Origin of the sequence: Cohnella rhizosphaerae (assembly GCF_029525575.1) — a bacterium.
GTDB classification, from domain to species: domain Bacteria; phylum Bacillota; class Bacilli; order Paenibacillales; family Paenibacillaceae; genus Cohnella; species Cohnella rhizosphaerae.
On sequence record NZ_JAPDIA010000005.1, the window covers coordinates 1 to 20,886 of the forward strand.

Sequence of the window (20,886 nt, forward strand, 5' to 3'; positions counted from 1 at the left end):
ACCATTCTGAGGGAACCTTGGGGCGCCTCCGTTACGCTTTAGGAGGCGACCGCCCCAGTCAAACTGTCCGCCTGACACGGTCCCTTCACCGGATTCACGGTGACAGGTTAGAACCTAGATACGATCAGGGTGGTATCCCAAGCGCCTCCATTGAAGCTTGCGCTCCAACTTCTTAGGCTCCCACCTATCCTGTACAGACCGTACCCAAGTTCAATATCAAGCTACAGTAAAGCTCCATGGGGTCTTTCCGTCACGTCGCGGGTAACCTGCATCTTCACAGGTACTAAAATTTCACCGGATCTCTCGTTGAGACAGCGCCCAAGTCGTTACGCCATTCGTGCGGGTCAGAATTTACCTGACAAGGAATTTCGCTACCTTAGGACCGTTATAGTTACGGCCGCCGTTTACTGGGGCTTCGGTTCACAGCTTCGGGTTGCCCCTAACCGCTCCCCTTAACCTTCCAGCACCGGGCAGGCGTCAGCCCGTATACTTCGCCTTACGGCTTCGCACAGACCTGTGTTTTTGCTAAACAGTCGCTTGGGCCTATTCACTGCGGCCCCCTCGGGCTATTCACCCTACCGAGGCACCCCTTCTCCCGAAGTTACGGGGTCATTTTGCCGAGTTCCTTAACGAGAGTTCTTCCGCGCGCCTTAGAATTCTCTTCTCGCCTACCTGTGTCGGTTTGCGGTACGGGCACCTTCTCCTGGCTAGAGGCTTTTCTCGGCAGCGTGAGCACGGAACCTTCGGTACTGTAATTTTCCCTCCCCATCACAGCTCAAGGTTAAAGCATGCGGATTTGCCTACATGCACCCCTCACTGCTTGGACGAGCTATTCCATCAGCTCGCGTTCTTGCCCTCCTGCGTCCCCCCCATCGCTCGTAACGGATTACGGTGGTACAGGAATTTCAACCTGTTGTCCTTCGACTACGCCTTTCGGCCTCGCCTTAGGTCCCGACTTACCCTGAGCGGACGAACCTTCCTCAGGAACCCTTAGGCTTTCGGCGGACAGGATTCTCACCTGTCTTTTCGTTACTCATACCGGCATTCTCACTTGAATGCAGTCCACCGGTCCTCTCGGTCCGACTTCTACCCGCATTCAACGCTCCCCTACCCAAGCGTTTCTAAAAGAAACGCGAGCCATAGCTTCGGTGGTGTGTTTAGCCCCGTTACATTTTCGGCGCAGAGTCACTCGACCAGTGAGCTATTACGCACTCTTTAAATGGTGGCTGCTTCTAAGCCAACATCCTGGTTGTCTTCGCAACTCCACATCCTTTCCCACTTAACACACACTTGGGGACCTTAGCTGATGATCTGGGCTCTTTCCCTCTTGACGACGGATCTTAGCACTCGCCGTCTGACTCCCGAGCATACATCCATGGCATTCGGAGTTTGACTGGACTTGGTAACCCTTGGCGGGCCCCGCACCCAATCAGTGCTCTACCTCCATGATGCTAAATCTCGAGGCTAGCCCTAAAGCTATTTCGGGGAGAACCAGCTATCTCCGAGTTCGATTGGAATTTCTCCCCTACCCCCACGTCATCCCAGAGCTTTTCAACGCTCACGAGTTCGGGCCTCCAGTAAGTGTTACCTCACCTTCACCCTGCACAGGGGTAGATCACCCGGTTTCGGGTCTACGACTACGTACTCAAGCGCCCTATTCAGACTCGCTTTCGCTGCGGCTCCGTCTCTCCGACTTAACCTCGCACGTAAACGTAACTCGCCGGTTCATTCTACAAAAGGCACGCCATCACCCCTAGATCGGGCTCTGACTTCTTGTAAGCGCACGGTTTCAGGTTCTTTTTCACTCCGCTCCCGCGGTGCTTTTCACCTTTCCCTCACGGTACTGCTTCACTATCGGTCGCCAGGGAGTATTTAGCCTTGGCAGATGGTCCTGCCGGATTCCCACGGGGTTTCTCGTGTCCCGCGGTACTCGGGATCCGTCTCGGAGGGAGCAGACTTTCGGCTACGGGGCTTTTACCCTCTATGGCGGACCTTTCCAGATCTCTTCGCCTAACCTGCTCCTTTGTAACTCCATGTGAGACGTCCCACAACCCCTGAGAGCAAGCTCTCAGGTTTGGGCTAATCCGCTTTCGCTCGCCGCTACTGACGGAATCACTCTTGTTTTCTTCTCCTCCAGGTACTTAGATGTTTCAGTTCCCTGGGTGTGCCTTCTCATGAGCTATGTATTCACTCATGGATGACTGGGCATGACCCCAGCCGGGTTTCCCCATTCGGACATCCCCGGATCAAAGCCTGCTTACGGCTCCCCGAGGCAATTTCGCTGTTCGCCGCGTCCTTCTTAGGCTCCTGGCGCCTAGGCATCCTCCGTGCGCCCTTAATAGCTTAACCTAACGCTCCGAGTTGTCGATGTCACTGCGTTCTCCGATCAACCCGCCGACCTGCTTCCGCAGTCCGGCCGATCCTCGAAAGGCTGTTCCATTCGACATCTCTTCGCTCTCAGCAAAGTCTACACAAGGCATTGTAGAGAATTTCTAATTTGCGCATTTTCGTTTCGCTATCCGGTTTTCAAAGAACAAGTTCTGCCCTCCGCCCATCTGACCAGCAGGCTGCGCGGAGAATAAAAATGGTGGAGACTAACGGGATCGAACCGTTGACCCCCTGCGTGCAAGGCAGGTGCTCTCCCAGCTGAGCTAAGTCCCCATGGGAAGTATTCAATTAAAACTTGGTGGTGGGCCTTAGTGGACTCGAACCACCGACCTCACCCTTATCAGGGGTGCGCTCTAACCAGCTGAGCTAAAGGCCCGCATTGTATGGCCAGTCTCGCTGGCTTGATCCCGATTCCGTTGAAGGAATCAAGACCGGCTTGGCGACGTCCTACTCTCCCAGGACCCTGCGGTCCAAGTACCATCGGCGCTGGAAGGCTTAACGGTCGTGTTCGAGATGGGTACGCGTGGAACCCTTCCGCCATTATCGCCAAACCGGTTGTTGATCTGAAGGATTTCTCCTTCAAAACTGAACTCGAGCGTTAAAACCACGGACTTCGTATTGCCCCGAAGGGCTCCTTAGAAAGGAGGTGATCCAGCCGCACCTTCCGATACGGCTACCTTGTTACGACTTCACCCCAATCATCTACCCCACCTTCGACGGCTGGCTCCCTTGCGGGTTACCCCACCGGCTTCGGGTGTTGTAAACTCTCGTGGTGTGACGGGCGGTGTGTACAAGACCCGGGAACGTATTCACCGCGGCATGCTGATCCGCGATTACTAGCAATTCCGACTTCATGCAGGCGAGTTGCAGCCTGCAATCCGAACTGAGACCGGCTTTGGTAGGATTGGCTCCGTCTCGCGACTTCGCTGCCCGTTGTACCGGCCATTGTAGTACGTGTGTAGCCCAGGTCATAAGGGGCATGATGATTTGACGTCATCCCCGCCTTCCTCCGGTTTGTCACCGGCAGTCGATCTAGAGTGCCCACCCGAAGTGCTGGCAACTAAATCCAAGGGTTGCGCTCGTTGCGGGACTTAACCCAACATCTCACGACACGAGCTGACGACAACCATGCACCACCTGTCTCCTCTGTCCCGAAGGAAAGGCCTATCTCTAGACCGGTCAGAGGGATGTCAAGACCTGGTAAGGTTCTTCGCGTTGCTTCGAATTAAACCACATACTCCACTGCTTGTGCGGGTCCCCGTCAATTCCTTTGAGTTTCAGTCTTGCGACCGTACTCCCCAGGCGGAGTGCTTAATGTGTTAACTTCGGCACCGAGGGGTGGACCCCCCCAACACCTAGCACTCATCGTTTACGGCGTGGACTACCAGGGTATCTAATCCTGTTTGCTCCCCACGCTTTCGCGCCTCAGCGTCAGTTACAGTCCAGAGAGCCGCCTTCGCCACTGGTGTTCCTCCACATCTCTACGCATTTCACCGCTACACGTGGAATTCCGCTCTCCTCTTCTGCACTCAAGTCTCCCAGTTTCCAGTGCATCACGGGGTTGAGCCCCGCACTTAGACACCAGACTTAAAAGACCGCCTGCGCGCGCTTTACGCCCAATAATTCCGGACAACGCTTGCCCCCTACGTATTACCGCGGCTGCTGGCACGTAGTTAGCCGGGGCTTTCTTCTCAGGTACCGTCATCGAACCAGCAGTTAACTGGCCCTTATTCTTCCCTGGCAACAGAGCTTTACGACCCGAAAGCCTTCCTCACTCACGCGGCGTTGCTCCATCAGGCTTGCGCCCATTGTGGAAGATTCCCTACTGCTGCCTCCCGTAGGAGTCTGGGCCGTGTCTCAGTCCCAGTGTGGCCGTTCACCCTCTCAGGTCGGCTACGCATCGTCGCCTTGGTGAGCCGTTACCCCACCAACTAGCTAATGCGCCGCAGGCCCATCCCAAAGCCACAGCTTGCACCGTGTTTCTCAGCAAGGCGATGCCGCCTCGCTGCCTATCCGGTCTTAGCATTCGTTTCCGAATGTTATCCCGGTCTTCAGGGCAGGTTGCCTACGTGTTACTCACCCGTCCGCCGCTAACCTCGTCAGGAGCAAGCTCCATCTGAGATCCGCTCGACTTGCATGTATTAGGCACGCCGCCAGCGTTCGTCCTGAGCCAGGATCAAACTCTCCATAAAGGTAAGCTTGACTTGCTCATGATAAAGCTGGTATAACTTTTGCTTCCGCCCCGAAAGGCTTCAGCGTCCGTTTGTTTTAACGCTCGATGTTCAGTTTTCAAGGAGCAATCTCGTCGGTCGTGTGCAAGATTTCCTCGCAACGGCGACTTTCATAATATATCACAGCGCGCCCAGACAATGCAACTTGTAAGATATGTAAATCGTCTTTTTCTTCGCTGCACCGGCTTGTTCGTTCTCCTCATCAGGAGGGGCGTTAGATAATTTATCACATTCCGTCGTATATCGTCAACCCTTTATTGCGCGAACTTCAATTCTTTTATTCCATAACAAAACCGCGCCTTTTTTAAGAGCGTTGATTGCGAAGCCCCGATGCATATCTGGACAGCTCCCTCGGCGCGGCGATCCTGGCGTACATTCTGAAAATCGTCTTGTACCGCTTGAATATCGCTTCTTTTACCGGCCCCTCCATTCTGCGGTCGCCCAGATCCAGCAGCATCTCGTCGAGTTCTTTGCGGAGCATATAGTCCAGCTCTCTGCATTCTTTGTCGGTGAACATCATTCCCAGCATCCTACGGTTGGCCTCCTGTGCAATCCCAGCATCGCGTGCGGCGGTCCGCCTTTAAGCGTTTTACTGTTATGCACCAATTGCGCCCGATTTATGACATGGGAGCCGGCAAAAAAATCAAGACTTCACCAAATAAAGCGTCAGTGTGCTCTCGATGACAGCCGCTGCAAGCAGCAACAGCGCTACGACCGCGTATATCGCGATCGAGCCCTTTATCGCTTCAACGAACCTTGCCCAAGGCTTGGGCTTGCCTGTAACGGAACGTCCGATGCCCTGCAGCAAGCCGAACGCCGAGCAGGATGCCATAAGCACCCGCAAGAAAAACGGCGGGCAGCTCCAAAATGCCGTGCGGCAGTATCCCCTTGACGATCAACGACCCTAAGTCCGCGCCTTCGTTCGCCAGCTTTCTGAATAAATAGCCCATGACCAATCCGTTTAGCCCCAGCGTAAATAAAGGCATGACGCACGCCGCTATGCCGAGATACATCGCGAATGCCGTAGCTACGAGATTGTTAACCAGAATCAGCCAGAACATCGAAAGGCTCGCATTATCCGATTCATTGGCCCGCTTCGCGATCTCACCAATGCTCCGAAGCTGCTTGTCCAGCCAGTCGATGTCTCCGTTCGACATCGCGCCCGCGAACAGACTGGCCAAAAAAGATGACGGCCGCCGCCAAAAAGTAGGGTTTGACGTCCGCCCATGCCTGCAGTAGCGTTTTTTTTGATCAAATTGGATCTCCCCCTTCGCGACCGTATCATAACTTGCCATGGGTCAAGCATACATTGCAATTAGAACAAGCTGTAGCGTCCAAGCCTTATTCTAACTTCTTATTCGAGAGGGGATCGGAATCATGAACTACTTTTTTGTATGGAGCGGCCGCCGCATCAAGCGATACTTTTTCCTCACGCTCGCCGTATTGCTGTCTGCGGGGGTGATCTGGACGGAAAGGGACAACATCAGCGTATTCGCCCCGCATCCGCCCGCTGCCGTATATAGCGTGCCGACGGACCGCAAAATCGTCGCTTTGACCTTCGATATCAGCTGGGGCGAAAAAAGAGCGCAGCCGATTCTGGACATCCTAAAGGAGAAGAACGTGAAAAACGTAACGTTTTTCCTGTCTTCCCCATGGAGCAAAACGCATCCGGACATCGTGCAAAACATCGTGGAGGGCGGCTATGAAATCGGCAGCCACGGCCATAAACACGTAAACTACAGCCAATTGAGCGACGACGAGATCCGCAAGCAGATCCAAACCGCTCACGGCATGCTGTCCGACCAGACCGGCAAAAGTCCGAACCTGATCCGGATGCCGAACGGCGACTTCGACAAACGCGTACTCAGAATCGCCGAGGACATGAATTACAAAGTCGTTCAATGGGATACGGATTCGCTGGATTGGAAAAACCCGGGCGTCAATACGATCGTGCAGCGCGTCGTGACCAAAGCTCATCCCGGGGACATCATTTTGCTGCACGCGAGCGATTCTTGCCTTCAGACGCATGAAGCGCTGCCGCAAATCATCGACCAGCTTCGCGCCAAGGGGTATGAATTCGTCACGGTGTCTCAGCTCATGAGCCAGACGGAAATCAAGGGACAGACGGTTCAAGATAAGCAGACCTGGAACCAAGTCGCCTGATCGTCGACGGATTGCCGCCGTTAATGGCTGCCCGCTTCTGTCTTGATCTTCTGGGCCGTGCCGGGAACGGTTAAGATATGATGCAGGCGCAGAATCTGATATGCATTGCAGACGAAGATCGGCACCAGCGTAAACGTCAGCTGCGTCCAGAGCCCGCCGGACCGGAAGCCGGGCAAGCCTTCGATCGTCGTCACCGCGATCATAAAAAACAACGTCGGAATCCAGGCGCCGGATGTCGTCTCCTTCGCCTTGCGCCAAGCCACCGCGAGCGATCCGACCGACAGCAGCAACGGCACGATCCAATAGGCGTTGGGCGGAAACTCGCTGTCATGCGTCCAATAAACGATTTCCGCCAGCACGAATACCGCGACGAAGCCTTGAAGCGCCACCCAAAGGTACGGACGTTTGATAATGCTTCGGGCAATGTAATTCAGCATCAGATATGCAAAAAAGCCCATATGCGCGAAAGCGCCGAACGAAAGACCGGCCAGCGCCATCATGATCAGATTAAAGGTCCAGCCTTTGGCGCCGCCGATTTGAAAGTTCGGATCGCAAACCATCATGATGACGCCGGTGATCAAAGCGGCCCCGCCGCCGATGAGAATCGTCGTGCCGAACAAGCTCATCCATTTACGCAAATTCAATTGTATTCCTCCCCCGTCAGTACAAAAACATTTTACCATGTCCGTCCCAAAAAGCCATGAAGTCTTCCTTATAATCGGCCTGCCGAAGTCGCATACTACGATCAAATTCCCGGAAAGGGTGATGATCGCATTATGCGGCTTCGCTTGTGGTGGACCGGCCTCGCGCTTACGGCCGTCATCCTGCTCTCTTCCTGCGGTCCGGAATCGAGCGCCGGCAGCGAGCAGATGAGCTATAAAGACGTCAAATCGATGGTGATCGACATCCTGGGCTCCCAGGAAGCGCAAGAAGCATTGGATAAAGCGTCGACGGAAAAGTACGGAACCAGCTCCCTGCATGCGCAATCCTTGACTCCTTCCGATCAGGAACAGATCCGCACGGCCGTGAAGGACGTGCTGACCTCTTCCAATTATTCGAAGGTGCTCCGCGAGATCATGACCGATACGAAGTTCGCCGGAGAATTCGCGAAGGCCGTCAGCAAGGACAACAAGCAAATCCACAAGGACCTGCTTAAGGATCCGACGTACCAGCAGGAGCTCGTGAACGTTTTTAAAACGGGCGACATGAAAACCGTCCTGTTCGAAACGACAAAGACGGCCGAATACCGCAAGCAAATGATGAGCGCGGTCAGCGAAGCGATTCAAAACCCGGTGTTCAAGCTGGAGCTGATGAAAATTTTGCAGGATGTCGTCAAGGAAGAACTGACGCCGAAACCTTCGCAATCAAAAGGCGAATCGGGAGGCGGCGGCGAAAGCGGAGGTCAAAGCGGCGGGGACGGCGGCGGCGACCAACAGTCCGGAGGCGGCGGCCAATAACGCGAAAAGTTCAAAAAAAACAACCGCCGGCGCAAAAGGGCCGGCGGTTGTTTCGATTTTATTTGCCGCAGCGTGCGATGACCTCGTCCGCAAGCGCCAGGTATTCGCGCCCCGTCGGATTGTCGGCCTTGTACACGGATGGCGAGTAGTCGGGCTCCGAAGGGTGATTGTCCGGCGCCCCGAGCGGAAACTGCGCGAGCAGCGACGTATGCAGCGTATCCGCCAGCATGCCGCCTCCGCCTCTTCCGAACACATAGTCGCGCTCGCCGTTTTTTTCGTACCATGCCATGTTCTCCACGACGCCGATGATCTCGTGCTCGGTCTTGATCGCCATTGCGCCTGCCCGCGCGGCGACGAAGGCTGCGGTCGCATGAGGCGTCGTCACGATGATCTCCTTGCTCTTGGGGAGCATCTGGTGCACGTCCAGGGCGATGTCGCCTGTGCCCGGCGGCAGGTCGAGGAGCAGATAATCGAGCTCGCCCCAATCGATTTCGGCAAAGAAATTGCGGAGCATTTTGCCGAGCATCGGACCGCGCCATACGATCGGGCTGTTGTCCTCGACGAAAAAGCCCATCGAGATGACCTTCACGCCAAACCGCTCGATCGGCTTGATCTTGTCCCCGACCTGCTCGGGGCGCTCTTCGATCCCCATCATATCCGGCACGCTGAATCCGTAAATATCCCCGTCGATCAGGCCCACCCGCTTGCCGCGCCGCGCCAGCGCGACAGCCAAGTTCACGGTGACCGTGGACTTGCCTACGCCGCCCTTGCCGCTCGCGATCGCGATCGAGACGACCTCGCTGTCCGGCCTGAGCAGCGGATTCTGCTCCAGTCCCGCGCTATGGCCTTTGACCGGCGCCGACTCTTTCTTGACGCCCGTCGGCGCCGCGGCCTGGGCCTGTCCGCCTGTGCGGCGCGATTGCGCCTCGCTCTGCTCGTGCTCCGTCATCGGCCGAATTCGCACGTGAGGCTTGCCTGCATGAAGGGCGGACAATGCCGTCGCAATCTCCGATTCGAGGCGCGACGCCCCGTCGATGCTGTCCGGGTGAAGCACGGCCGTCAGCGATATGCCCGCATCGCGGACGACGATATCTCTAAGCAAGCCCAATTGAGCAAGAGGCTGCTTCAAGGTCGGTTCTTCAAGCCCCTTCAGCGCCTCGATCACTTCTTCTCTCGTTGCCATTCGCGTTTTTAACCTCCAACCGTTGCGCATGATCTTAAGTGTTTATTATAGCACAATCAAACGTCTGCTATGGGTCTCGCAGGGACGGGCCGCCGTGTCTAAAACGAATTGGCCGCTTTGGGCGTCTTGGGAGACGTCGCTTTCCCCTCCCCTTCGGCATAACGAAGTATGCCTCTGTAGAGCGCCGCCGCCACTTTTGTCTGATAGGCTTCGCCTGCGAGCAGCCGCGATTCCGCGGGATTGGATAAGAAGCCGACTTCGACGAGCGCCGCCGGCATCTTCAACGCCTTAAGCAAATAAACGTTGTCCTTCGTGAGCGCCACGCGATTCGTATTGCCCACGGACTCCCGAATCTCGGCTTGCACCAGCGTCGCGAGCCGCCCGCCCTCCGCGTTGGATGGATAATAAAACGTCTGCGCGCCGGACCATTTAGCCGAAGGCACGCTGTTCATATGGATGGTAAGAGCCAGAAAAGGATTTTGCGCTTTGATCAGTGCGGTTCGTTTTAACAGGTCCTCGGTTTTGCGTTTGGAGTAGCCTTTAACTTCCGTATCCGCCAGATCGTGATCGCCTTCTCGCGTCAAATAAACGACCGCTCCAGCCTGTTGGAGGTAATCGCGCAGTTGGAGCACGAGCGCCATGTTGATGTCCTTCTCGATCACGCCGTCGCGGCTTACCGCTCCTCCGTCCACGCCTCCGTGTCCTGCGTCCAGCACGATCGTCTTGCCCGTCAGCGGCGTCCTCAGATACGTGCGCCCTCCCGTCTCCATGGCGGGGATCTCCGCCCATAGCAGCGCGCCTAACAGCGCGGCCAGCGCCGCGATGGCGCCAAGGCGCGAGGCTCCCCTGCGGGTGATCCAAACAACGATTCTTCTGGGATATTTGCTGCGCGAATAGCGGTGATCCTCGGTTTGCCGCATCATAAAAACCACCCTGTCCATTTGATGTACGCTACATCTTATGGGACAGGGTGGCTATTTATGATCGTCCTTAGCGGGCGGCCGTCTCGGCGGATGCCGACATGCCTTCGATCAGAATCTGGGCGACCTCGGGCCTCGAGAACTCGGGCGGCGGACAGACGCCGTCGCGCAGCAGCGCGCGAACCTTCGTGCCGGACAGCGTCAAATGTTCTTCCTTGTCGTGCGGGCACGTCTTGCTGGATGCCATATTGCCGCATTTTTTGCAGAAGAAGCTGTGCTCGAAGTAGAGCGGCGTAATGCCAAGCTCGTCCGGCGTAAACGTCTTAAGCAGGTCCTGCGCTTCGTACGTGCCGTAGTAGTCGCCTACGCCGGCATGGTCGCGGCCCACGATGAAGTGGGAGCAGCCGTAATTCTTGCGCACCATCGCATGGAAAATCGCCTCGCGCGGGCCTGCATAGCGCATCGCCGCCGGGAAAACGCCGAGGAAGACGCGATCTTTCGGATAATAATTTTCGAGCAAGGCGACGTACGAGCGCATGCGGACGTTAGCCGGCACATCGTCGGACTTGGTCTCGCCGACGAGCGGATTCAGGAAGAGGGCGTCCACGATCTCCATCGCGCACTTCTGAATGTACTCATGCGCGCGATGAACCGGATTGCGCGTCTGGAAGCCGACGACCGTCTTCCAGCCCTTCTCGGCGAAAATCCGGCGGGTCTCGGACGGGTCGAAGTAATATTCGCCGAACTTCTCCGGCTGCGGACGGTTCAGCACCTGAACCGGTCCGCCGATATACACGTTCGGACGTTCCATCAGCTTGACGACGCCCGGATGCGCCAGATCGTCCGTCTTAAAGACCTGTACGGCTTCATGCTTCTTGTCCGGCGTATAGATGCTCTCGATATCGACGACGCCGTATACGATGCCGTCCTGCTCGCCTACAAGCGCAGCGCGGTCGCCGACGGCCAAGCCGGCCGCTTGCTCCTCGCTCACCGTCAGCGTGACAGGAATGCTCCATACCGTGCCGTCAGCCAAGCGCATATTGTCGACGACGTTGTTGTAATCCTGCTCGTTCAGAAAGCCTGTCAACGGGCTGAAAGCGCCGACGCCGATGAGATCGAGGTCAGAGATCGTCCAGGCGTTGACCGGGATCGACTTCAAGCTGCCGGCTTGCGAGAGCAGTTGCTCTCGCCCAGCGCCTTCAAGCACGCGGTTGACCAATACGCCGCCGTGCGGCTGAATCGTACTCATGAAATGTAGTTCTCTCCTTCCGCGTTGCTTGTTATTTATGCAATCCGCACTCGGTTTTCTCTTGTCCTGCCCAACGTCCGGCACGCGGATCTTCGCCTGGCATAACCTGACGCGTGCAATATTCGCAGCCGATGCTCGGATAGTGATTGTCGTGAAGCGCATTGTAAATGATATTGTTGGAACGGATGTAGTTCCAAACGTCGTCGTTCGTCCACGAGGCAATCGGGTTAAACTTCACAAGACCGAACTTGGTATCGTATTCGACCTTCTTGGCGTTGGCGCGCGTAGGCGCCTGATCGCGGCGAATGCCGGTGATCCACGCTTCGTACTGACCCAGAATGCGGGTCAGCGGCTCCACCTTCCGGATATTGCAGCAAGCGTTGGCGTCGACCTTCCACAGCTCGGGGCCATGCTGGCCGGCCTGCTCCTCAGGCGTGATGAGCGGGCTGACGCGAACGAACTCAAGGTTATAATAAGCCGCGAGCTTGTCGCGGGTCTCGTACGTTTCTTTGAAGTGGAAGTCGGTATCCAGGTAGAAAATGTCCGTCTTCGGACTGATTTTCTGCAGCATATCGACCAGCACGACGTCCTCCGCGCCGAAGCTGCAGGCGAACGTGATGTTCGGGAACGTCTCTACCGCCCAGCGGATGACCGTCTCCGGAGAAGCATGCTCGAACGCTTCCGCTTTTTCGCGAATCAGCGCTTCCTTTTCAAGCAAATTCATTTTCAACTACCCCCCTGTTGACAAGTAGGTGTACCTTACGATGCTTTAGTCCAGTAAATTATACGCTTCCTGATCGGAATATACAAGAATAAAATCGGCATAAAAAAAGCCCCGACGTCGTCCGAAGACGCCGCAGAGGCTTGAAGAGCGAGAATTAACGCTTGGAGAACTGAGGCGCACGGCGTGCAGCCTTGAGTCCGTATTTCTTACGTTCCTTCATACGCGGATCGCGCGTCAGGAAGCCGGCCTTCTTCAGCGAGCCGCGAAGCTCCGGATCAGCCTTCAGAAGCGCGCGGGAAATGCCGTGACGGATCGCGCCAGCTTGGCCGGCGATGCCGCCGCCGTTTGCCAGGACGATAATGTCATACTTGCCAGCGGTCTCGGTCAGATTCAGCGGCTGCTTAACGATCAGCTTGAGCGTCTCCAGACCGAAGTACTCGTTGATGTCGCGCTTGTTGATCACGATGCGGCCTTCGCCGGGCACGAGACGTACGCGCGCTACCGAATGCTTGCGTCGGCCAGTTCCGATGTATTGCACTTGAGCCATTGGTAGGTCCTCCCTCTCGATTAACCGCGAAGTTCGTAAACTTCAGGTTGTTGTGCTTGGTGCGGGTGCTCAGCGCCAGCGTAAACCTTCAGCTTCGTCTGAAGCTGGTGGCCGAGCTTGTTCTTCGGCAGCATGCCGTAAACGGCAAGCTCGATGATGCGAGCCGGCTTCTTGGCGATCATGTCGCCGGCCGTCGTCGTCTTCAAACCGCCCGGGTAGTGCGAGTGCGTGTAGTACTTCTTCTGTTGAAGCTTCTTGCCCGTGAGGACAATCTTCTCGGCGTTGATGACGATGACGAAATCGCCCGTATCGACGTGCGGCGTGAACTCCGGCTTGTGCTTGCCGCGGATCAGCGATGCCGCTTCGGTAGCCAGACGACCCAGCGTCTTGCCTTCAGCGTCGATGACATGCCACTTGCGTTCAACTTCGTTCGTCTTCGCCATGTACGTTGTGCGCATGTTACTTCCTCCTTCAATCCTGCTCTTATCCTTGATCGGCCTCTAGGCCTCATCGATTGCGTATCGGTCGGGAAATGCGATTGTTGCCGTATGGTCCGCTTCTGCGTCTCCATCTTCGGGAAGGAGCAAGCGCGGCGCGCGACCGGCCGCTTTGCGTATTCTTCATCGGGGCCGTGGGAAGCCATGAAGAACACACAATGACTATTGTACATGATATCTCTGGGCGCCGCAATACTTAATCATACATTTTAACGCATTAATTATACGGCGGCTTCCAGTTCAATCCCCACTCAGGCCCGTACGCGACGCTGCACATCGTCAGACCGTACGGCACGGCCGTCGGTCCGCTCCTTGCCCGGTTTTTGGCGGCAAGAATGTCGGCGATGTCTCCCGGCTTCCGCTTGCCTTCCCCGACCTGCAGGACCGTTCCGGTGATGATTCGCACCATATTATATAAAAAAACCGTTGCCCGTAACGGTAATATGCGCGATTCCTCTTCCGGATTCCTCGCCGCCCGCCGACCCCGTGTCCACGCGCAACGAAGCCTCGTAAAGCGTACGGACATGGTGCGGCTTGGTCGAGAGCGGCGACGTGAAGGACGTAAAGTCGTGCTCGCCAAGCAAATGCTTCAGGCCCTCCCTCATCGCGGCAAAGTTTAAAGGCGCCGGATGATGGAATACGCGATTCCGCGCGAACACATCGGGAAACCGGTAGGAATTGATCGAATAACGATACGTTTTGCCCACGGCGCAGCGTCTGGCGTGAAATTCCGGCGCCACCTCGACCGCCGCATGCACGACGATATCGTTCGGCAGCCGCGAATTGAGCGCGATCGCCCAGCGTTCGGCCGGAATGCTGGACGCCGTCTGGAAGTTCGCGACTTGCCCGAGCGCGTGTACGCCGGCATCGGTGCGTCCCGAGCCCGTCAACTTGACGCGCTCGCCGGAGAGCATAAAAATAGCCTCTTCGACCTTGTCTTGCACCGTATTGCCGCCGGGCTGACTCTGGAAGCCATAATAAGCCGTGCCGTCGTAGCTGACGAGCAGCGCGATGTTGCGCATGCGCCATTCCTCCTTGTGGCACAAAAAAAAGGATGTGCCGAAAGGGTAGCATTCGGTCCATCCTTTTTTTGAATTCAAAGCGCCCACCGCCGAAGGCGGCGCGAGCCTGGAATTCCTCCGCGTGAACGGACGCGCGCCTCCCGAAGGAGGGCGAAGCCGTTAACGTGCGCGCAACGGCTTCTCGTCTTGGAGAGGTCGAAACCGATGCGCATGATCCGCGGAATTAAGCGCGGTCGACGAGCTCGAGATACACCATAGGAGCGGAGTCGCCCCGGCGAGGTCCGAGCTTCAGGATGCGCGTGTAGCCGCCTGCGCGCTCCGCGTAACGCGGCGCGAGATCGGAGAACAGCTTTTGGATCGCGTCCTGCTCGCCGTTCAGCGTCTCGCGACGCACGAATGCCGCCACTTGGCGACGCGCATGCAGATCGCCGCGCTTAGCCAGCGTGATCAGCTTCTCGGCGATGGAGCGAACTTCTTTCGCTTTCGCTTCCGTCGTTTGGATACGTTCGTAAAGGAACAGGTCGGTGACCAGGTCACGGAAGAGCGCCTTCCGCGAGCTCGAATCACGACTCAGTTTCTGGTATGCCATCTGTTATTCCCTCCTTGTCGCTTGATGCGGTCTTATCCGGTCTTCTATTCTTCGAAGCGAAGACCGAGACCGAGTTCTTCGAGCTTCTCCTGCACTTCCTCCAAAGACTTGCGGCCCAGGTTGCGGACCTTCATCATGTCTTCTTCGGTCTTGGTGATCAGCTCTTGAACCGTGTTGATACCGGCGCGCTTCAGGCAGTTGTAGGAGCGAACGGAGAGGTCGAGCTCTTCGATGGTCATCTCGAGCACTTTCTCCTTCTTGTCCTCTTCCTTCTCCTTCATCGTCTCGGTATCCTTGGCTTCGTCCGTAAGGCCGACGAAAAGCGACAAGTGATCCGTCAGGATCTTGGCGCCCAGACTGACCGCTTCTTCGGGCCGGATGCTGCCGTCGGTCCATACTTCAAGCGTAAGCTTGTCGTAGTTGGTGACTTGACCGACGCGCGTATTCTCGACCTTGTAGTTAACGCGGGTAATCGGCGTATAGATCGAATCGATCGGAATAACGCCGATCGGCTGATCTTCCTTCTTGTTGCGATCCGCCGGGACGTAGCCGCGTCCCTGTCTGGCGAAGATGCGCATGTGAAGACGCGCACCGGAAGCCAGCGTGGCGATATGCAGATCCGGATTCAGGATCTCCACGTCGCTGTCTGCCCGAATGTCTCCAGCCGTGATGATGCCTTCTCCTTCGGCATCGATCTCCAGCACCTTCTCCTCGTCGGAGTGAATCTTCAGGGAGAGGCGCTTGAGATTGAGGATGATCTCGGTGACGTCCTCAATCACGCCAGGAATGGTGGAGAATTCGTGAAGCACGCCATCGATCTGAACCGATATGACGGCGGCGCCTGGCAGAGACGACAGCAGAATCCGGCGAAGGGAGTTGCCGAGCGTCATGCCATAGCCGCGTTCGAGCGGTTCCACGACGAAGCGTCCGTACCTCTTGTCTTCTTGAATCTCCACCGATTCGATCTTTGGCTTCTCGATCACAATCACAACCAAACCCTCCTTCAAAACGTCGCTGCGTTGCTGACGTTGCCGTTTGTTCGCCCCGTCCGGTCAACCGGGATGACGTACCGTCCCTCAACCAGTATAACCGAATTGGGCAAACCATGTAGTATGCCTAACCATTACAACCATTATTCACAAGTTGTTTTTGTTTGATACCACATAGTGGCGCATATTATACGCGGCGACGCTTCGGAGGACGGCAGCCGTTGTGAGGGATCGGCGTTACGTCTTTGATCATGCTGACTTCAAGACCTGCGGCTTGCAGGGAACGGATCGCGGCTTCGCGGCCGGCGCCAGGACCCTTGACCATAACTTCGACGGCGCGCATGCCGTGTTCCATCGCGGCGCGTGCAGCCGTCTCGGCAGCCATTTGCGCGGCGAACGGCGTGCTCTTGCGCGAGCCTTTGAAGCCCATGTTGCCGGAGCTGGCCCAGGAGATCGCGTTGCCGTGCGGATCCGTGATCGTAACGATCGTGTTGTTGAACGTCGAGCGGACGTGCGCGACGCCGGACTCGACGTTTTTCCGATCGCGGCGTTTCGTGCGGACAACCTTCTTGCCTTTTTTGTGCCATGCTGATTTATCCTCCCTTCTTACTTCTTCTTGTTCGCTACCGTACGACGCGGACCTTTGCGCGTGCGGGCGTTCGTTTTCGTACGTTGGCCGCGGACAGGCAGGCCGCGACGGTGACGGACACCGCGGTAGCAGCCGATTTCGATCAGGCGCTTGATGTTCAACGCGATCTCGCGGCGCAGGTCGCCCTCGACCTTTTGCGTCTTGTCGATCGCATCGCGCAGACGGGCGAGCTCGTCTTCGGTCAGATCGCGTACGCGAGTGTCGGGGTTGATTTCTGCCGTAGCAAGAAGCTTCTGGGACGTTGTCTTGCCGATCCCGAAGATGTACGTCAGGGCGATTTCCACGCGTTTGTCGCGCGGGAGGTCAACACCACTAATACGTGCCATATGTTAGGAGCACCTCCTCTTAGCCTTGTTTTTGTTTGTGCTTCGGATTTTCGCAGATAACCATTACGTTACCCTTGCGGCGAATAACTTTGCATTTTTCGCAAATGGGTTTGACCGATGGTCTCACCTTCATGGTAATAGCCTCCTAAAGTGTGCGGCGGCGCTGAGGCGCGAATGCGCGTCATGCTGCCGTCACGTGTGGTTCGGTAGACCGGAAGAACTATTTGCGGTATGTGATGCGGCCTCGCGTCAGATCATACGGCGAGAGCTGGATCACGACCTTGTCGCCCGTCAGGATCCGGATAAAGTGCATCCGGAGCTTGCCGGAGACATGAGCCAAAATCTCATGGCCGTTCTCGAGCTTCACCCTGAACATCGCGTTCGGCAGCGGTTCGACGACCACGCCTTCCACTTCGATTACGTCCTCTTTGGCCACCGTCATTCTCCTTTCTCTTCAGCATGCGCTTCGAGCCGCCTCGTGGCAGTGACGACGGCATGCCTGAGCTTGCCGTTGGTCACGCGTCCGGTGTCCCGAATGCTGCTTGCGACTTCGTCGCTCACGATGCCGACCGATTCGAGATGCAGCACGTTTTTGCGCTTCGGCCGGTCGAACCGGCGTTTATCGCCGTCGGCGACAAACGCGAATCGCCCGTCTTCGAGAGCGATGACCACCGCCAGCTGACCTTCGTCTTTGCCGCGGCGGCTTCTCACGACTTCCCCGGGCGACAGCGATGACGTCTCCGTCATGGCCGCCGCCTAGTCTTCCGCACGGGTCAGAATCTCGAACCCGTCCTCGGTTACGGCGATGGTGTGCTCAAAGTGCGCGCACAGCGAGCCGTCCACCGTCACGACCGTCCAGTTGTCCGAGAGGGTCCGCACGTAGCGCGAGCCCAGGTTCACCATCGGTTCGATGGCGAGCACCATGCCCGGCTTCAGGCGCGGCCCTCGGTCAGGTACGCCGTAGTTGGGAATCTGCGGCTCTTCGTGAAGTTCGCGCCCGACGCCGTGCCCGACGTATTCACGAACGACCGACATTCCCGCCTTTTCGATCACCTTCTGGATGCCGTGTGACACCGTGAACAGCCTGACATCGGGTTTCACAAGTTCAAGACCTGCGTACAGCGAGGCTTCGGTCACCTCGAGCAGTCGCTGCGCGTCCGCCGAGATGGCGCCGACGCCGTACGTCCAGGCGGAATCGCCGTGGTAGCCCATGTACTGCGCGCCGATGTCGATGCTGATGATATCGCCCTCTTGAAGCACCCGGGGACCGGGGAAGCCGTGCACCAGTTCTTCGTTGACCGATGCGCAAATGCTGGATGGAAAACCGTTGTAGCCTTTGAAAGACGGAACCGCGTCCTGACTGCGGATGTACGCGTCGGCGATCCGGTCAAGCTCGGCGGTCGTCACGCCCGGGCGAACAGCTTCACGCATGAGCTGATGCGTCCTCGCGACGATCTCCCCGGCCCGTCTCATCAAGTTCAGTTCCGATTCGGACTTGCACACGATCATGGCCGGTTACCCTCTGAGGAGGGAGGAAATATCGGCCGTAACCGCGTCGATGTCCTTCTCCCCGTCCACTTCTCGGAGCAGCCCTTTGCCTTCGTAATAGGCAAGCAGCGGAGCCGTCTTGCTCGTGTATTCATCCAGCCGGGTACCGACCTTCTCCTCCGTATCGTCGGAGCGCTGGTACAGCTCCCCGCCGTCCTTGTCGCAGACGCCTTCCGCCTTCGGCGGATTGAACAGGACGTGATACGTAGCGCCGCAGCTCCGGCAGATCCGTCGGCCCGTCAGGCGCGCGAGCAGACGATCGCGATCCACCTTCAGGTTGACGACGTGATCGATCTTCTTGCCGAGTCCGGCGAGAATCTCGTCAAGCGCTTCGGCCTGCGCCAGCGTGCGGGGGGAAGCCGTCGAGCAGGAACCCCTTGTCGCAGTCGGCCAGGGACAGACGGTCCTTGACGATGCCGTTGGTGACTTCGTCCGGCACGAGGAGGCCTTGGTCCACGTACTTCTTGGCTTCCTGCCCAAGCGCGGTGCCTTCCTTCATCGCCAGACGGAATGCGTCGCCGGTCGAGATGTGCGGCACGCCGAACGAATCGACGATGCGTTCCGCCTGCGTGCCTTTGCCGGCCCCAGGAGGACCCATAAACAGGATGTTCATTGCCGTACCTCCTGAATGTCCCTCATTTTGAAGCAGCTTACTTATTGATGAACCCCTTGTAGTGACGCTTGATCAGGTTGCTCTCGACCTGCTTCATCGTCTCGAGCGCGACGCCGATGACGATCAGCAGCGACGTGCCGCCCAGCTGAACCGACTTCGGAAGACCGAAGGCCGAGCCGAAAATAACGGGAAGGATCGAGATGACCGCCAGGAACAGCGCCCCGGCAAGGGTGATTCGGGTGATGACTCTCATCAGGTAGCCTGCCGTCGGCTTGCCCGGGCGAATGCCTGGGATGTAGCCGCCGTTCTTCTTCATGTTGTCCGCGAGCTGTTGCGGGTTGAACTGTACGAACGTGTAGAAGAAGGTGAACCCGACAATCAGCAAGATATAGAATACCATACCGAGCGGCTTGTCGTAGTACAGGTGACTGATGATCCAGTTGGCCCAAGTGTGACCGGCCCAGAACTGGGCGATCGTGATCGGGAACATCAGGAGCGAAGAAGCGAAGATGACGGGAATGACGCCCGCGCCGTTAACCTTGAGCGGGATATGCGTCGACTGGCCGCCGTACATCTTCTGTCCGACTACGCGCTTGGCGTATTGGACCGGAATCTTGCGTACGCCCTGCTGGACGAAGATAACGCCGACGATGATCAGCAGGATCACGATCAGGATGATGATCATTTTCAGGACGGCCCAGAAGATCTGGTCGCCGTTCACGAATTGGTCCTGATAGATCTCTTGGATATACGTCGGAATTCGGGAGACGATCGCCGCGAACATCAGAATCGAGATGCCGTTGCCGATGCCCTTCTCGTTGATCTGCTCGCCGAGCCACATCAGGAAGGCCGTACCGGCCGTAAGCACGATGGCGATCAGGATAAAGGTCGCCGGCGACGGATCGATGACCATCTTCGCGCTGTAGATGCGGTTGAAGCCGATCGAGGTCGCGAAAGCTTGGATCAAACCGAGGACAATCGTCAGGTAACGGGTTAACTGCGCCGACTTGCGCTTGCCGATCTCGCCTTCTTTGGCCCACTCCGCGAGCTTCGGAATGACGTCCATGGAGAGGAGCTGCACGATGATCGACGCCGTAATGTACGGCATGATCCCGAGCGCGAAGATCGAGAACTGGAACAGCGCGCCGCCGGAGAACGTATTGAGCAGGCCGAACAGCTCATTGCTTTGCTGATTGGCCTGTTCGAGCACGCTCTTGTCGATGTTCGGCACCGGGATAAAGGAGCCGACACGATAGACGAGCAGTATGAAAAGCGTAAATAGGATCCTCTTGCGAAGGTCCTCGACCTTCCAGATGTTGCTCACGGTAGCGAACATTAGATCACCTCGGAGTTACCGCCGGCGGCCTGGATTTTTTCAGCAGCGGATTTGGAGAACTTGTGGGCTTTAACGGAGATTGCTGCAGTCAGCTCGCCGTTGCCCAGAATCTTGATGCCGTCCTTAGGGTTCTTTACGATCCCTTCGGAAAGCAGCAGTTCCGGCGTTACTTCCGTGCCGGCTGCGAATCCGCTCAGTTGATCCAGGTTAACAATCGCGTATTCCGTAGCAAAACGGTCGTTGTTGAAGCCGCGCTTCGGGAGTCTGCGGTACAATGGGTTTTGACCGCCTTCGAAGCCGGGGCGTACGCCGCCGCCGGAACGAGCGTTCTGGCCTTTATGGCCGCGCGTGGACGTCTTGCCCATGCCGCTGCCGATGCCGCGACCGACGCGTTTGCGGCTGAACTTGGATCCAGTTGCAGGAGAAAGTTCATGCAATTTCATCGTTCGTCGCAC

General features: G+C 57.0%; 20 protein-coding genes, 2 tRNA genes, 3 rRNA genes and 3 pseudogenes. 2 read left to right on the forward strand and 26 right to left on the reverse strand.

Annotation, left to right across the window (positions count from 1 at the left end):
- From OMP40_RS17155 to OMP40_RS17185, 7 genes are all read right to left on the reverse strand, one after another.
- Positions 1-2,349: ribosomal RNA gene (locus OMP40_RS17155) — 23S ribosomal RNA — on the reverse strand; the annotation flags it as partial.
- 236 nt (positions 2,350-2,585) lie between these two features.
- A tRNA-Ala gene (locus OMP40_RS17160) sits at positions 2,586-2,661 on the reverse strand.
- A gap of 26 nt (positions 2,662-2,687) precedes the next feature.
- Positions 2,688-2,764, reverse strand: a tRNA-Ile gene (locus tag OMP40_RS17165).
- 58 nt (positions 2,765-2,822) lie between these two features.
- A 5S ribosomal RNA gene (gene rrf / locus OMP40_RS17170) occupies positions 2,823-2,939 on the reverse strand.
- An 88-nt stretch (positions 2,940-3,027) separates the two neighbouring features.
- Positions 3,028-4,580: ribosomal RNA gene (locus OMP40_RS17175) — 16S ribosomal RNA — on the reverse strand.
- Between the two features lie 343 nt (positions 4,581-4,923).
- Positions 4,924-5,148, reverse strand: coding sequence for a hypothetical protein (locus tag OMP40_RS17180; RefSeq protein ID WP_217597906.1), 225 nt, complete (start codon positions 5,146-5,148; stop codon positions 4,924-4,926).
- A gap of 217 nt (positions 5,149-5,365) precedes the next feature.
- Complete coding sequence (locus OMP40_RS17185) at positions 5,366-5,800, reverse strand: stage II sporulation protein M (protein WP_277533288.1); 435 nt, start codon at positions 5,798-5,800, stop codon at positions 5,366-5,368.
- A 196-nt stretch (positions 5,801-5,996) separates the two neighbouring features.
- Here OMP40_RS17185 and pdaB point away from each other — a divergent pair, with 196 nt between their 5' ends.
- The gene (gene pdaB, locus OMP40_RS17190) at positions 5,997-6,782 is read left to right on the forward strand and encodes a polysaccharide deacetylase family sporulation protein PdaB (RefSeq protein ID WP_277533290.1); all 786 of its coding nucleotides are present in this window, start codon (positions 5,997-5,999) and stop codon (positions 6,780-6,782) included.
- Between the two features lie 20 nt (positions 6,783-6,802).
- Here pdaB and OMP40_RS17195 read toward each other — a convergent pair whose 3' ends face one another.
- On the reverse strand, positions 6,803-7,426 hold the full coding sequence (locus OMP40_RS17195; protein WP_277533292.1) for a KinB-signaling pathway activation protein: 624 nt from the start codon (positions 7,424-7,426) through the stop codon (positions 6,803-6,805).
- 132 nt (positions 7,427-7,558) lie between these two features.
- Here OMP40_RS17195 and gerD point away from each other — a divergent pair, with 132 nt between their 5' ends.
- Entirely contained in the window at positions 7,559-8,239 is a 681-nt protein-coding gene (gene gerD, locus OMP40_RS17200) for a spore germination lipoprotein GerD (RefSeq protein WP_277533294.1), read from the forward strand.
- Positions 8,240-8,297: 58 nt separating this feature from the next.
- Here the strand turns inward: gerD and OMP40_RS17205 are convergent, their stop codons facing one another.
- The 18 genes and pseudogenes from OMP40_RS17205 to rplO form a co-directional block, all read right to left on the reverse strand.
- Entirely contained in the window at positions 8,298-9,422 is a 1,125-nt protein-coding gene (locus OMP40_RS17205; RefSeq protein WP_277533297.1) for a P-loop NTPase, read from the reverse strand.
- A gap of 98 nt (positions 9,423-9,520) precedes the next feature.
- On the reverse strand, positions 9,521-10,345 hold the full coding sequence (cwlD, locus tag OMP40_RS17210) for an N-acetylmuramoyl-L-alanine amidase CwlD (RefSeq protein WP_277533298.1): 825 nt from the start codon (positions 10,343-10,345) through the stop codon (positions 9,521-9,523).
- Positions 10,346-10,412: 67 nt separating this feature from the next.
- On the reverse strand, positions 10,413-11,591 hold the full coding sequence (sat, locus tag OMP40_RS17215; RefSeq protein ID WP_277533300.1) for a sulfate adenylyltransferase: 1,179 nt from the start codon (positions 11,589-11,591) through the stop codon (positions 10,413-10,415).
- A 31-nt stretch (positions 11,592-11,622) separates the two neighbouring features.
- Complete coding sequence (locus OMP40_RS17220; RefSeq protein WP_277533302.1) at positions 11,623-12,315, reverse strand: phosphoadenylyl-sulfate reductase; 693 nt, start codon at positions 12,313-12,315, stop codon at positions 11,623-11,625.
- A 154-nt stretch (positions 12,316-12,469) separates the two neighbouring features.
- The gene (rpsI, locus tag OMP40_RS17225; protein ID WP_217597898.1) at positions 12,470-12,862 is read right to left on the reverse strand and encodes a 30S ribosomal protein S9; all 393 of its coding nucleotides are present in this window, start codon (positions 12,860-12,862) and stop codon (positions 12,470-12,472) included.
- A gap of 20 nt (positions 12,863-12,882) precedes the next feature.
- Positions 12,883-13,320 carry a 50S ribosomal protein L13 gene (gene rplM, locus OMP40_RS17230; RefSeq protein WP_277533305.1) on the reverse strand — a complete coding sequence of 146 codons (438 nt, stop codon included), beginning with the start codon at positions 13,318-13,320 and terminating at the stop codon, positions 12,883-12,885.
- Positions 13,321-13,576: 256 nt separating this feature from the next.
- Positions 13,577-14,381 (reverse strand): annotated as a pseudogene (truA, locus tag OMP40_RS17235) (tRNA pseudouridine(38-40) synthase TruA).
- A gap of 223 nt (positions 14,382-14,604) precedes the next feature.
- A complete protein-coding gene (gene rplQ / locus OMP40_RS17240) occupies positions 14,605-14,970 on the reverse strand; it encodes a 50S ribosomal protein L17 (RefSeq protein ID WP_090117889.1) in 366 nt (121 codons plus the stop codon).
- Positions 14,971-15,014: 44 nt separating this feature from the next.
- Positions 15,015-15,959, reverse strand: coding sequence for a DNA-directed RNA polymerase subunit alpha (locus OMP40_RS17245; protein ID WP_271754068.1), 945 nt, complete (start codon positions 15,957-15,959; stop codon positions 15,015-15,017).
- Positions 15,960-16,146: 187 nt separating this feature from the next.
- Positions 16,147-16,536 (reverse strand): annotated as a pseudogene (rpsK, locus tag OMP40_RS17250) (30S ribosomal protein S11); the annotation flags it as partial.
- 29 nt (positions 16,537-16,565) lie between these two features.
- On the reverse strand, positions 16,566-16,934 hold the full coding sequence (gene rpsM / locus OMP40_RS17255; protein WP_090117892.1) for a 30S ribosomal protein S13: 369 nt from the start codon (positions 16,932-16,934) through the stop codon (positions 16,566-16,568).
- Between the two features lie 19 nt (positions 16,935-16,953).
- Positions 16,954-17,067, reverse strand: a complete 114-nt coding sequence (gene rpmJ / locus OMP40_RS17260; protein ID WP_003333770.1) for a 50S ribosomal protein L36 — start codon at positions 17,065-17,067, stop codon at positions 16,954-16,956.
- A gap of 87 nt (positions 17,068-17,154) precedes the next feature.
- Positions 17,155-17,370, reverse strand: coding sequence for a translation initiation factor IF-1 (infA, locus tag OMP40_RS17265; RefSeq protein ID WP_090117962.1), 216 nt, complete (start codon positions 17,368-17,370; stop codon positions 17,155-17,157).
- Between the two features lie 2 nt (positions 17,371-17,372).
- Positions 17,373-17,681, reverse strand: a complete 309-nt coding sequence (locus tag OMP40_RS17270; protein WP_277533311.1) for a KOW domain-containing RNA-binding protein — start codon at positions 17,679-17,681, stop codon at positions 17,373-17,375.
- A gap of 9 nt (positions 17,682-17,690) precedes the next feature.
- On the reverse strand, positions 17,691-18,443 hold the full coding sequence (map, locus tag OMP40_RS17275; RefSeq protein WP_277533313.1) for a type I methionyl aminopeptidase: 753 nt from the start codon (positions 18,441-18,443) through the stop codon (positions 17,691-17,693).
- A 6-nt stretch (positions 18,444-18,449) separates the two neighbouring features.
- A pseudogene (locus OMP40_RS17280) lies at positions 18,450-19,095 on the reverse strand (adenylate kinase).
- Between the two features lie 37 nt (positions 19,096-19,132).
- The gene (secY, locus tag OMP40_RS17285; protein ID WP_277533315.1) at positions 19,133-20,431 is read right to left on the reverse strand and encodes a preprotein translocase subunit SecY; all 1,299 of its coding nucleotides are present in this window, start codon (positions 20,429-20,431) and stop codon (positions 19,133-19,135) included.
- Positions 20,431-20,874: a 50S ribosomal protein L15 gene (rplO, locus tag OMP40_RS17290; protein WP_090117897.1), complete on the reverse strand. Its 444-nt coding sequence runs from the start codon at positions 20,872-20,874 to the stop codon at positions 20,431-20,433. Before rplO ends, secY begins: the two co-directional genes overlap by 1 nt.
- Between the last annotated feature and the right edge of the window lie 12 nt (positions 20,875-20,886).